The sequence below is a fragment of the Bradyrhizobium sp. F1.4.3 genome, assembly GCF_040548375.1.
GTDB lineage: Bacteria > Pseudomonadota > Alphaproteobacteria > Rhizobiales > Xanthobacteraceae > Bradyrhizobium.
Window position 1 is genome coordinate 70,232 of record NZ_JBEPRN010000019.1, and the last position, 12,039, is coordinate 82,270.

General features: G+C 63.9%; 9 protein-coding genes and 1 pseudogene. 5 read left to right on the top strand and 5 right to left on the bottom strand.

The window, feature by feature from the left end; translation table 11 throughout:
* Window positions 1-2: 2 nt before the first annotated feature.
* The 3 genes from sufC to ABIB73_RS32115 all read right to left on the bottom strand — a co-directional run bounded on the left by sufC (window position 3) and on the right by ABIB73_RS32115 (window position 3,568).
* Window positions 3-755, bottom strand: a complete 753-nt coding sequence (sufC, locus tag ABIB73_RS32105; protein WP_354230695.1) for a Fe-S cluster assembly ATPase SufC — start codon at window positions 753-755, stop codon at window positions 3-5.
* 63 nt (window positions 756-818) lie between these two features.
* Window positions 819-2,315: a Fe-S cluster assembly protein SufB gene (gene sufB, locus ABIB73_RS32110; protein ID WP_354230697.1), complete on the bottom strand. Its 1,497-nt coding sequence runs from the start codon at window positions 2,313-2,315 to the stop codon at window positions 819-821.
* A gap of 113 nt (window positions 2,316-2,428) precedes the next feature.
* On the bottom strand, window positions 2,429-3,568 hold the full coding sequence (locus ABIB73_RS32115) for a cysteine desulfurase family protein (protein WP_354230699.1): 1,140 nt from the start codon (window positions 3,566-3,568) through the stop codon (window positions 2,429-2,431).
* A 350-nt stretch (window positions 3,569-3,918) separates the two neighbouring features.
* On the opposite strand from ABIB73_RS32115, the gene ABIB73_RS32120 reads away from it, so the two are divergent.
* Window positions 3,919-4,566, top strand: a complete 648-nt coding sequence (locus ABIB73_RS32120) for an alpha/beta hydrolase (protein WP_007591562.1) — start codon at window positions 3,919-3,921, stop codon at window positions 4,564-4,566.
* 40 nt (window positions 4,567-4,606) lie between these two features.
* On the opposite strand, the pseudogene ABIB73_RS32125 reads toward ABIB73_RS32120, so the two are convergent.
* A pseudogene (locus ABIB73_RS32125) lies at window positions 4,607-5,283 on the bottom strand (glutathione S-transferase family protein).
* A 97-nt stretch (window positions 5,284-5,380) separates the two neighbouring features.
* A complete protein-coding gene (locus ABIB73_RS32130) occupies window positions 5,381-6,484 on the bottom strand; it encodes an anhydro-N-acetylmuramic acid kinase (RefSeq protein ID WP_354230701.1) in 1,104 nt (367 codons plus the stop codon).
* A gap of 166 nt (window positions 6,485-6,650) precedes the next feature.
* Here ABIB73_RS32130 and tyrS point away from each other — a divergent pair, with 166 nt between their 5' ends.
* From tyrS to ABIB73_RS32150, 4 genes are all read left to right on the top strand, one after another.
* Window positions 6,651-7,904 (top strand): tyrosine--tRNA ligase, encoded by a 1,254-nt coding sequence (tyrS, locus tag ABIB73_RS32135; protein WP_354230703.1) that lies wholly within the window; start codon window positions 6,651-6,653, stop codon window positions 7,902-7,904.
* 56 nt (window positions 7,905-7,960) lie between these two features.
* On the top strand, window positions 7,961-9,232 hold the full coding sequence (locus tag ABIB73_RS32140; protein ID WP_354230704.1) for an MFS transporter: 1,272 nt from the start codon (window positions 7,961-7,963) through the stop codon (window positions 9,230-9,232).
* A gap of 220 nt (window positions 9,233-9,452) precedes the next feature.
* Window positions 9,453-9,890 (top strand): DoxX family protein, encoded by a 438-nt coding sequence (locus tag ABIB73_RS32145; protein WP_354230706.1) that lies wholly within the window; start codon window positions 9,453-9,455, stop codon window positions 9,888-9,890.
* A gap of 347 nt (window positions 9,891-10,237) precedes the next feature.
* Window positions 10,238-11,932, top strand: a complete 1,695-nt coding sequence (locus ABIB73_RS32150; protein ID WP_354230708.1) for a methyl-accepting chemotaxis protein — start codon at window positions 10,238-10,240, stop codon at window positions 11,930-11,932.
* The last annotated feature ends 107 nt before the right edge of the window (window positions 11,933-12,039 follow it).

Below are 12,039 nucleotides of genomic sequence, written 5' to 3' on the forward strand. Positions count from 1 at the left end.
CCTTACGCGGCGTCCTCGAACTGGGCGTAGCCGGACGCTTCCAGCTCCAGCGCCAGTTCCTTGCCGCCGCTCTTCACGACGCGGCCCTTCGACATCACGTGCACGACGTCGGGCACGATGTAGTTGAGGAGCCGCTGATAGTGGGTGATGACGACCATCGCGCGCTTGGGCGAGCGCAGCGCGTTGACGCCGTCGGCCGCAATCCGCAGCGCGTCGATGTCGAGGCCGGAATCCATCTCGTCGAGAATGCACAGGCTCGGCTCAAACAGCGCCATCTGAAGCACCTCGTTGCGCTTCTTCTCGCCGCCGGAAAAGCCGACATTGACGCCGCGCTTGAGCATGTCCTGCGGGATGTTGAGCGACTTCGAGACCTCGCGGACTTTCTTCAAAAAGTCCGGCACCATCAGCTCGCTCTCGCCGCGCGCCTTGCGCTGCGCGTTCAGCGCGGTGCGCAGGAAATTCATGGTGGTGACGCCGGGAATCTCGACCGGATACTGGAACGCCAGGAACACGCCCTTGGCAGCTCGCTCCTCTGGAGCCATCTCCAGGAGGTCCTCACCTTTGAACAGGATCTGGCCACCGGTGACCTCATAGCCGGGTTTGCCGGCGATGACGTGGGAAAGCGTCGATTTGCCGGAGCCGTTCGGCCCCATGATCGCGTGCACCTGGCCTTCGTTCACGGTCAGCGTCAGCCCGTGGAGGATCTCACGCTCCTCGACACGAACCTGCAGGTCTTTCACTTCAAGCAAAGCCATCTTAGTTTCCAGTCTATTCAAATGATCTATGGAGCGCCGAAGCGCACCGCGAGGGGGCGGCAATTAACCGACCGACCCTTCCAGCGAGATCGAGATCAGCTTCTGCGCTTCCACCGCGAACTCCATCGGGAGCTGCTGGAGCACGTCCTTGACGAAGCCGTTGACGACCAAGCCAACCGCTTCTTCCTGAGAGAGCCCGCGCTGGACGCAGTAGAACAGCACGTCCTCGGAGATCTTCGAGGTCGTCGCCTCGTGCTCGAACGTCGCCGACGAATTCTTGGCCTCGATGTACGGCACGGTGTGCGCGCCGCATTTGTCGCCGATCAACAGGGAATCGCAGGCGGTGAAGTTGCGCGCGCCCGTCGCTTTCCGATGCGCGGTCACGAGCCCACGGTAGGTGTTCTGCGACTTGCCGGCGGCGATACCCTTGGAGATGATCCGGCTCGACGTGTTCTTGCCGAGGTGGATCATCTTGGTGCCCGAATCGACCTGCTGGAAGCCGTTCGAGATCGCGATCGAATAGAATTCACCGCTGGAGTTGTCGCCACGCAGGATGCAGCTCGGATACTTCCAGGTGATCGCCGAACCGGTCTCGACCTGGGTCCAGGAGATCTTGGAATGGTTGCCGCGGCAGTCGCCACGCTTGGTGACGAAATTGTAGATGCCGCCCTTGCCCTCCGAATTGCCGGGGTACCAGTTCTGCACCGTCGAATATTTGATCTCGGCATCGTCGTGCGCGACGAGCTCGACCACGGCGGCATGCAGCTGGTTCTCGTCACGCTGCGGCGCGGTGCAACCTTCGAGGTACGAAACGTAAGAGCCCTTGTCGGCGATGATCAGCGTGCGCTCGAACTGGCCGGTGTTGCGCTCGTTGATGCGGAAATAGGTCGACAGCTCCATCGGGCAGCGCACGCCCGGCGGCACATAGACGAACGAGCCGTCCGAGAACACCGCCGAGTTCAGCGTCGCGTAGAAATTGTCAGAGGTCGGCACCACGGAGCCGAGATATTTCTGCACCAGCTCGGGATGCTCGCGGATCGCCTCCGAGATCGGCATGAAGATCACGCCGGCCTTCTTCAGCTCCTCCTTGAACGTGGTCGCAACCGAGACCGAGTCGAAGACCGCATCGACCGCGATCTTGCGCCGGGCCGGGTCTTCCTCTCCGGGCTTGGGCTCGACGCCTTCGAGCATCGCGACTTCCCGCAAGGGAATGCCGAGCTTCTCGTACGTCTTCAGGATCTCCGGATCGATCTCATCGAGCGACGTGATCGTCTTCTTCGGCTTCGGCGCCGCGTAATAATAGAGGTCCTGGAAGTCGATCTTGGGATAGTCGACGCGCGCCCAGGTCGGCTCCGTCATGGTCAGCCAGCGCCGATACGCTTCAAGCCGCCACTGGAGCATCCAGGCGGGCTCGTTCTTCTTCTCGGAGATGAACTTGACGGTCTCTTCCGACAGTCCCTTGGGGGCCTTGTCGGACTCGATCAGGGTCTCAAACCCATAACGATACTGGTCGACGTCGATGCGCTTGACGCGCTCGACCGTCTCTTGGACGGCTGGCATTCTATCCTCCGCTCGCGGTTTCAAGGACCGCGGTGGATCAAACTCGAACGAGTATTACGATGTTTCTTGGCGGAAAGCACGGGCTTAGAACCGTTCAAGCCGTGTTTCGTCGCTTAGCCTCTAAGTAGGGTATTACCAAGCTTTCGCCAAGCCTCTAACGCCCTGTTGATGTCCTCAGGCTGCGTGGACCAGCCCAGACTGAGGCGCACCGCTCCCTGAGCCATCGCGGGGTCGTACCCCATGGCCGAGAGGACATGAGACGGCTGGACCTTGCCGGAGGAACAGGCCGAACCCGAGGATACGGCGATACCTTCAAGGTCGAAGCCGATCACGGCGGTTTCGGCCTTCAGCCCGGGCGCGGTGAATAGAACGGTATTGGGCAACCGCTTCACGTCGCTTGAGAATACCGTCGCCCCTGCTATCGCACGGAGACCATTTTCCAAATTCTCTCTCAGGGTTATCACCCGTTCCGCAACCTCCGGCAGAGCCTGAAGGGCGGCCTTCACTGCCGCGCCGAAGCCGGCGATGCCCGCGACGTTCTCGGTTCCCGCCCGACGGTTAAGCTCCTGTCCGCCCCCTCTCAACACGGGTTCCAGTCCAGCAATCCCCTCTGCCACGACCAGCGCGCCGATACCCTTGGGACCGCCAATCTTGTGCGCAGAAAGGGTCGCAAGGTCTGCGCCTACCGCGTTCATATTGAGCGCAATTTTGCCCAGTGCCTGGATCGCGTCGACGTGCAGGAGCCCGCCGGCCTCGCGCACGATGCGGGCCGCCTCCGCGACCGGCTGGAGCGCGCCCGTCTCGTTGTTGGCCGCCATGATCGAGACCAACGCCGGTGGCCCGTCGCCGAGCAGCGCCCTGAGGTGATCGAGATCGACCACACCGGAGCGCGTGACCCGGATCTGGTCGATCGCAGCCGCCGGGAACCGGCCACCGGCCAGCACCGAGGCATGCTCGATCGCCGAGACCAGGAGCCGCCCGACCGGTCTGCCAGACGGCCCTCGGAGGCCTGGCGACAGCGCCAGTGCGTTGGCCTCGGTTCCGGCGGAGGTGAAGATGATGTTCCGCGGCAGCACTCCCACGGCAGCCGCCAGCACTCCACGGGCGTCCTCGACCAGGCGCCGCGCCTCACGCCCCTCAGCATGGACCGAGGACGGATTGCCCACCAGCTCATACGCAGCCAGCATCGCCGCGCGGGCCTCAGCGCGCAGCGGTGTGGTCGCATTCCAGTCGAGATAGACGCGGCTCAGCATGAAAGTAATATATTACCCTGTGTCGCGGGACCTGCTCCACCGCTTCGATGCCCGACATGGGCCCCTGCCGGGCGCTTGGCAACCACGATTCCAAATCAACGCTTGGCCATGACGCGACGGTGACACGCTAACATCTTGAGCTCATTGCCGGATGTTCAAGATGCTTGCTTTTTGACCCTCGCCTCATGTTAGAACGCGCGCGTCAGTTCACCCGCGCGCCGCTCGCGCATCATCCGAGGGCGCCGCTCCACCCTTCCATTTGCGGCCTGGTCGGCACAGCAGCCGATGAAGTTCGCACAGTCGGTTGGTTGTTGAGGACCGTCTTCCAGGGATCAATCAAGAGATCATCCATGCCTGAAGTTATTTTCACTGGCCCTGCTGGCCGTCTCGAAGGCCGCTACCATCCGGCCAAGCAGAAGAACGCTCCGATCGCGATGGTCCTGCATCCGCATCCGCAGTTCCACGGCACGATGAATCATCAGATCATCTACCAGTGCTACTACGCGTTCGCGCATCGCGGCTTCTCGGTGCTGCGTTTCAATTTCCGCGGCGTCGGCCGCAGCCAGGGCTCGTTCGATCACGGCACCGGCGAATTGTCGGATGCAGCCGCCGCGCTCGACTGGGCGCAGACCATCAATCCCGAAGCGCGCGCCTGCTGGGTTGCCGGCTTCTCCTTCGGCGCCTGGATCGGCATGCAGCTCCTGATGCGCCGCCCCGAGGTCGAAGGCTTTATCTCGATCGCGCCGCCCGCGAACCTCTACGACTTCTCGTTCCTCGCGCCCTGCCCGTCCTCGGGTCTGATCGTGCATGGCGAGAAGGATGCGGTGGTGCCGCCCAAGGACGTCAACACGCTGGTCGAGAAGCTGAAGACGCAGAAGGGCATCGTGATCGACCAGCAGGTCATCCCCGGCGCGAATCACTTCTTCGACGCCAAGCTCGAGCCGCTGATGGAAACCATCACCGCCTATCTCGACATGCGTCTGGCCAACGTGCGCTGATCGATTCGGAAAACTGCTGCTGTTTTGCGCCCGCGTGCGCTCAGGCGGAGAGCTTGAGCAGATGCGCGTCGTGGCGCACGAGGAAGGCGCGCAGCAATTGCGGATAGTCGGCGCCGACCGCGTTGCGCACGCTCGGACGCTGCGCAAGCTCGGCCCGCCACGCCCGCACCTTCGGCACGTCCTTGAAGATGCCGAGCTCGGCCAGATCGTCGAACAGGTCGAAATAGCGAAAGACGGGTGCGAACACGGCGTCGACCAGGCCGAACTGCTCGCCGGCGAAGAACGGGCCTGCGCTCAGCGCAGTCTCGACCCGCGCAAATTTCGTCGCGAGCGCCTGGCGCTTGCTTTCGAACGTCGCCGGATCCGTCGTGGTCTCCAGTCCCCAGAGATCGCCGAGGATCGCCGAGCCAAACTCCATCCAGGCGCGGTGCCCGGCGCGCTTGAGTGCATCGGCCGGATGCAGCTTCCCGCCTGCTTGCGTCTCTTCGATGTATTCGCAGATGACGTTGCTCTCGAACAGCGCGACCTCGCCCTTGTCCGTCGTCACCACCAGCACCGGCACCTTGCCGAGCGGCGACAGTTTTAAAAACCAGTCGGGCTTGTTGGCGAGATCGATGTCGATCCGCTCGAACGGTACGCCCTTCTCGTTGAGCGCGATCACGGCACGCTGCACATAGGGCAAAGCTTGTGGCTGATCAGCTTGAGCGAAGCGGTCATGGCGCCGATCCCGACGATTGGATGCAATTGCATCTAAGATAAATGCATCTGCATGCATCCGTCAAGATCAATGCATCTGCACCAACCGCTTGTGACTTCAGGGCCGCGCGATCACCCCGCCCGTCATCGGCATCGGCACGCCGGTGGTGGCCGGATAGGACAACGGCAGGCCCTTCAGGCCGCGCGCGGCGAGGAAGCCAAAGGCCTGCGCCTCGATGGCGTCGGAGGCCCAGCCGAGCGTCTCGGCGGCCTCGACAGTGGCCGAGCCCACCTGCTCCCGCAACATGCGCAGCATGGTGAGGTTGCGGGCGCCACCGCCACAGACGATCCAGTTTCGCGGCCGCCGTGGCAGCAGAGGAATGACGCGGGCGATCGCGGCCGCAGTGAAGGCTGTCAGCGTCGCGGCGCCGTCGGCCGGCGGCACGTCGCCGAGCCTGAGTGCCGCAAAGTCGTTGCGGTCGAGCGATTTCGGCGGTGGAGCTGCGAAGAACGGCAGCTCCAGCGCCCGCGCGATCCAGGCTTCATCGACGCTGCCGAGCGCGGCGAACTTGCCTTCGGTGTCGAACGCCTGGTTCATGGTGCGGTACATGAAATCGTCGAGCAGCGCGTTGCCTGGCCCGGTGTCGCAGGCGATCAGCGTGTCGTTGCCGTCGATATAGGTGATGTTGGAGACGCCGCCGATATTGACCACGACGATCGGCCCTTCACGCTCCAGCGATTGCGCCAGCGCCCTGTGGTAGACCGGCACGAGTGGCGCACCCTGCCCGCCGGCCTCGACGTCGGCGGCGCGGAAATCGTGCATCACGGGGATATGGATCGCCCTGGCGAGCGCCAATGCATCGCCGATCTGGACCGTCAGACGCCGCTCCGGGCGGTGCAGCACGGTCTGGCCGTGGAAGCCGACGATATCGATGTCCTCCGGCTTCATCCGGTTCTGGGCGATGAAGGCGGACACGGCCTCGGCATGGGCCAGCGTCACCGCGCGTTCGGCCTCGGCCAGAATCCCCGGCCGGGCATTGCGTTGCGGCAGGTGCACGGCCTCGCCCAGCGCCTGGCGCAGCATATTGCGCTCGGCCGGGCTGTAGGGCCTGTAGCCGGACGGTCCGAACGCCTTGACCTGTTTTCCGTCGGTTTCGATCAGCGCAACGTCCACCCCGTCCAGCGAGGTGCCGCTCATCAAACCGAGTGCCGTCAACATCATGGATCAGCGTCCTCAATAGACCCCTCTCTGGCATGCCGATCTTGTGCCAGAGGGACACATCTTATAATGCCTCAGCGCCGAGTGGCGGGCGGCAATCGAGTTCCCACGGAAGACCCTTAAATTGCCCCCAAAACAGTAAACCAAGAATTGTCAGGCTCGCCGACAGATGACTGCATTTAAATCGGATTTCCTCAATACCTTAAGGGAACGTGGATTCATCCACCAGTGCTCCGATTTCGAGGGGCTGGATGCGCTCGCCGCCAAGGGCGAGGCAATCGCCTATGTCGGCTACGACTGCACCGCCCCCTCGCTGCACATCGGCAACTATCTGACCATGATGCTGCTGCACTGGTTTCAGGAGACCGGCAACAAGCCGATCACGCTGATGGGCGGCGGCACCACCATGGTCGGCGATCCCTCCGGCAAGGACGAGACGCGCGCGATCCGCACCATCGCCGAGATCGAGGCCAACAAGGCCTCGATCCGCGGCGTGTTCGCAAAAGTGCTGCGCTATGGCGACGGCAAGAGCGACGCCGTCATGCTCGACAATGCCGAGTGGCTGACCAAGCTCAACTGGATCGAGATGCTGCGTGACGTCGGCCGGCATTTCTCGGTCAACCGCATGCTGACCATGGACTCCGTGCGCCTGCGCCTCGAGCGCGAGCAGGAGATGAGCTTCATCGAGTTCAACTACATGGTCTGCCAGGCCTACGATTTCGTCGAGCTGGCCAGGCGCACCGGCTGCCATTTGCAGATGGGCGGCTCGGATCAGTGGGGCAACATCATCATGGGCGTCGATCTCGGCCGCCGCATGGGCACGCATCAGCTGTACGCGCTGACGACGCCGCTGCTGACGACGGCGTCGGGCGCCAAGATGGGCAAGACCGCGCAAGGCGCGGTCTGGCTCAACGCCGACCAGTTCTCGCCGTATGACTTCTGGCAGTACTGGCGCAACACCGAGGATGCCGACGTCGGCAAATTCCTGAAGCTGTTCACGACGCTGCCGATGAGCGAGATCAGGAAGCTCGAAGCGCTGGCGGGCTCGGAAATCAACGAGGCCAAGAAGGTGCTCGCCACTGAGGCGACTGCGCTGCTGCACGGCCGCGAGGCGGCGAACGAAGCGGCTGAGACCGCGCGCCGCACCTTCGAGGAGGGCGCACTGGCCGAGAGTCTGCCCACGGTGGAAATTCCGCGCGGCGAACTGGATGCCGGCCTCGGCGTGCTCAATGCCTTCGTCAAGGCGGGCCTCGTCGCCTCCAATGGAGAGGCACGGCGCCAGATCAAGGGCGGCGGCCTGCGCGTCAACGACGAATCCGTCACCGACGAGAAGATGACGCTCTCGCCGGCAAGCCTCACGCCGGAAGGCGTGATCAAGCTGTCGTTCGGCAAGAAGAAGCACGTGCTGCTCAAGCCTGCATAGGCGTATGAGCTTTTGATGCTTGTCAGCACGCGCCGAAGCGCGCTCCCTGACCGGCAATGGATCAGAACACGCCCAAAGAAACGGCCAGGGACGCGGCCAAGGAACATCTCGCCGCTACGCAGCAAAGCGCCGTGCGCACCGCGCTCGTTGTGCTCGCACTGTGCTTCACACTGGCGGTGCTCGGCCGCGGCTTGAGCGAAAGCTTCACTGTCTTCCTGAAGCCGATCTCGGAAAATTTTGGCTGGGATCGCGCCCAGGTCGTCTCGATCTATTCGCTGACCTGGCTCATCAGCGGGCTGACCGCGCCACTGGTCGGGCGCCTGTTCGATCATTCCGGACCGCGTATCGTCTATGCGCTTGGCCTGTTGCTGCTCGGTTCCGCCTTCCTGATTGCGAGCCGCGCGCAGTCGCTCTGGCAGTTCCAGCTCTCGATCGGCTTGTTCGTCGGCATCGGCGTCGCCTTCATCGGCAACGTGCCGAACTCGATCCTGCTCGGCCGCTGGTTCGGGCCGCGGCTGCCGACCGCGATGGCCGTGGTGTATTCGGCGATGGGCGGCGGCGTGCTGGCGCTGCTGCCGGCCTCGCAGCTTCTGATCGATCATCTCGGCTGGCGCGCAACCTATCAGCTGTTCGGCTTCGCCGCATTGGGTCTGCTGGTGCCGCTCATGCTGCTGCCGTGGCGGCTGTTCGCGGCCGGCTCGCCGCACGTGGTCAAGAAGACCGATCCGGATTTCATCGACGACGGCTGGACCCTTTTGAGCGCGATGCGCCACCACGCCTTCTGGGCGCTGTTCTCGACCTTCTTCTTCACCGCCGTCGGCATGTATGCGATCGCAGCCCAGATCGTGGCCTATCTGATCGATGCGGGCTTCCCGCCGCTCCAGGCCGCGACTGCCTGGGGTTTTTCCGGCGTGGTGCTGGTGTTCGGCATGCTCGGCGTCTCGGCGCTCGACGGGCTGATCGGCCGCCGGCCGTCGGTGCTCTTGAGCTACGCGATCTCGATCCTCGGCATCTTCCTGCTGTGGCTGTTGCAGTACTCGGCGAACATCCTGCTGCTCACCGGCTTCGTCGTCTGCTTCGGCAGCATGATGGGCTCGCGCGGGCCGCTGATCACGGCAACGGCGATGAAGATATTCAGGGGCAAGCGGGTCGGCACCATCTATGGCACGATCTCGATCGGCAGCGGGCTTGGCTCGGCCTTCGGGTCCTGGAGCGGCGGCCTGATCCACGACGCCACTCACGGCTACAACGCGCTGCTCGTCTTCGCACTTGCGAGCGTGATCCTCGGAATGATCCCGTTCCTCATCGTGCCCGCCTTGCGGCGGTAGGTGTCTCAGAGGTAACCTGCGAGCCTTCGCGCCACCGGGAAATTACGGAGGCGCGCAACGCAAACAGGCGCAAAAAATGTGGATCGTGCGCGGCTGAAACACCGACCTGCGGTGTTTTGTCCGACATGACAAAAATGTCAGCGCGAATCGACCCGGCGCAGCTTGCGGGGTGGAACCGAATGCGATCCAAGTCGCAATATTGGATGGAGGGCGCAAACCAATGAACTTTCCCTATCTCACTCGCTTTCAACCGGTTCTCTTGAGCCTGTTTCGCTTCATCACCGGACTCCTGCTGTTCCAGTATGGCGTCGCAAAACTGTTCAAGTTTCCGGTGCTTCCCTACTTCGCCGACATCCCGCCGTTGATCTACGCGGCCGGCACGATCGAGCTGATCCTCGGCGCGGCCCTGATGCTCGGCCTCTTCACCCGCCTCACGGCGTTCATCCTGTCGGGTGAAATGGCCTTCGCCTACTTCATGGGCCACGTGATGAAGACCGGCACGCCGGTGCTCCTGCCGCTGCTCAACGGCGGCACCGCGGCGATCCTGTTCTGCTTCGCCTGCCTCTACATCTCGGCGGCGGGTGGCGGCTCGGTCAGCGTCGATGCGCTGATCGGCAAGGAAAGCGACGCTACGGGCGGCGCCTACGCGCGGCGCTGACGCACGCAATCGACACGAAAGCGATGGCGCCGGCGGATTGCCGGTGCCATCTCAGCGCGTCCCGAGCACGTTCCAGATCAGAACGAGGGCCGCGACGAGCAGCGCGGACATGATGATGCGATGAACGAATCGATTCATCGCCGCGCCGGCCAAGCTCGATGACCACCAAAGTCCAAGACCGATTTTCCAAGGCATCTGGAACCGCGCAAGCGGGCGCATCCTGCACGGTTGCGCATGAGGCTGCGACGGGCGTCCCGCGCGGCAGGCCGCAGCATGCCTATGTTCATGATTGGTAAGAACTTCATGCTACCGATGGGAGCAACAATAACCATTTCGTAGAGGCTGCGATGAAGCTGCTCAGTCATCTGAGAATCCGCACCAAGCTCGCCAGCATGGTCTGCCTTGCGGCTCTCACGGTCACGGCCATCATCGCGGTATCGGCCTTCCTCAGCAAGAGCCGTATGATGGAGGACCGGGTCCAGCAGATGCGGACCGCGGTCGATATGCTCTACAGCCTCGCCCAGTCGGTCCAGGATGACGTCACCGCCGGCAAGCTGACGCAGGCCGAGGCCAAGGCCCAGTTCCACATGCGCGGCCGGCGCATGAGCTTCAACGGCGGCCAAGGTTATCCCGTCGTCTACAACCCCGACACCTCGCTGCTCGTGAACGGTGCCAATCCGCAGCTTGAAGGCAAGATCACCGGCGCCGTCGACTCCAACGGCGTCATGATTGCCGACGCGATCATGAACACCGCCAGTCAGAACGCCCAGGGTGGCGTGGCCTCCTATCTCTATCCCCGCCCCGGCCAGACCGAGCCCGTCCGCAAGACCGTGTTCGCGCGCAAGTTCGCACCCTGGAACGCGACGATCAGCTATGGCCTCTATGTCGACGACATCGACGCCGACGTCCGAGCGCTGACGCTCGAGCTCGCCGCGGTCGGTCTCGGCCTGATGCTGCTGATGGCCACGCTGTCCTGGCTGATCGCCCGCGACGTGCTGAGCGCACTCGACCGCCAGAAGACCCGCATGCAGGAGATTGCCGACGGCAACCTCGACAAGCCGGTCGCGGAAACCGACCGCGGCGACGAGATCGGCCGCATGGCCGAGACGCTCGAAGTGCTGCGCAAGACGGCGCTGACGGCGCGTGCGCTGGAGGCCGAGCAGATCGCCGCCAAGACGCGAAACGAACAAGACAAGCGCGACGCCCTGATCTCGCTCGCCGATCGCTTCGATGCCTCCGTCGGCCAGCTGGTCGGCATGATGGCCTCGGGCTCCGGCGAGCTGGAGACCACGGCCAAGTCGATGTCGTCGACCGCGGAGGGCACCAACCGCCGCGCCGCCGTGGTCGGCTCCGCCGCCACCGAAGCCAGCCAGCGCGTTCAGACCGTCGCGGCCGCTGCCGAGGAGCTCTCCTCCTCCATCACCGAAATCAGCCGCCAGGTCGCGCAATCGGCCGAAGTCACCGGCCGCGCGGTGGACAGCGCCCGCCGCACCGACACCATCGTGCGCGCGCTGTCCGACGGCGCCCAGCAGATCGAGCATGTCGCCGAGCTGATCTCAAGCATCGCCGCGCAGACCAATTTGCTCGCGCTCAACGCCACCATCGAGGCCGCCCGCGCCGGTGAAGCCGGCCGCGGCTTTGCCGTCGTCGCCTCCGAAGTGAAGTCGCTCGCCAGCCAGACCGCGGAAGCCACCCGCGAAATCGGTGACAAGATCGCGCAAATCCAGGGCGCCACGAAAGAGGCCGTCGACGCAATCGGCGGCATCACCGCCACCATCGAGGAAGTCAGCCGGATCGCGACCTCGATCGGCGCGGCGATCGAGGAGCAAGGTGCCGCCACCGCCGAGATCGCCCGCAGCGTTTCGCAGACGGCGGAGGCGACCAAGGAGGTCACCACCAATATCGGCGGCGTCAGCACGGCGGCGAACGAGACCGGCAACGCCGCCGGCATGGTGCTTGCCGCCGCATCAAACCTCTCCAAGCAGGCCGAGCAGCTCTCCGGCGAAGTCGGCACGTTCCTGGCAGGCGTTCGCGCGGCGTAGGCCGGCGTAGTGCTAAAACCTCCACAGCGTCATGGCCGGGCTTGTCCCGGCATGACGACCTTCTGCGAATACTTATAAGCGCAAGTGGGAGAGGAAGCGCACCTCTT

Bases quoted from the DNA above. Each gene is read 5' to 3' on its own strand.
- sufC (WP_354230695.1), bottom strand. From the start codon at position 755: ATGGCTTTGCTTGAAGTGAAAGACCTGCAGGTTCGTGTCGAGGAGCGT.
- sufB (WP_354230697.1), bottom strand. From the start codon at position 2,315: ATGCCAGCCGTCCAAGAGACGGTCGAGCGCGTCAAGCGCATCGACGTC.
- ABIB73_RS32115 (WP_354230699.1), bottom strand. From the start codon at position 3,568: ATGCTGAGCCGCGTCTATCTCGACTGGAATGCGACCACACCGCTGCGC.
- ABIB73_RS32120 (WP_007591562.1), top strand. From the start codon at position 3,919: ATGCCTGAAGTTATTTTCACTGGCCCTGCTGGCCGTCTCGAAGGCCGC.
- ABIB73_RS32130 (WP_354230701.1), bottom strand. From the start codon at position 6,484: ATGATGTTGACGGCACTCGGTTTGATGAGCGGCACCTCGCTGGACGGG.
- tyrS (WP_354230703.1), top strand. From the start codon at position 6,651: ATGACTGCATTTAAATCGGATTTCCTCAATACCTTAAGGGAACGTGGA.
- ABIB73_RS32140 (WP_354230704.1), top strand. From the start codon at position 7,961: ATGGATCAGAACACGCCCAAAGAAACGGCCAGGGACGCGGCCAAGGAA.
- ABIB73_RS32145 (WP_354230706.1), top strand. From the start codon at position 9,453: ATGAACTTTCCCTATCTCACTCGCTTTCAACCGGTTCTCTTGAGCCTG.
- ABIB73_RS32150 (WP_354230708.1), top strand. From the start codon at position 10,238: ATGAAGCTGCTCAGTCATCTGAGAATCCGCACCAAGCTCGCCAGCATG.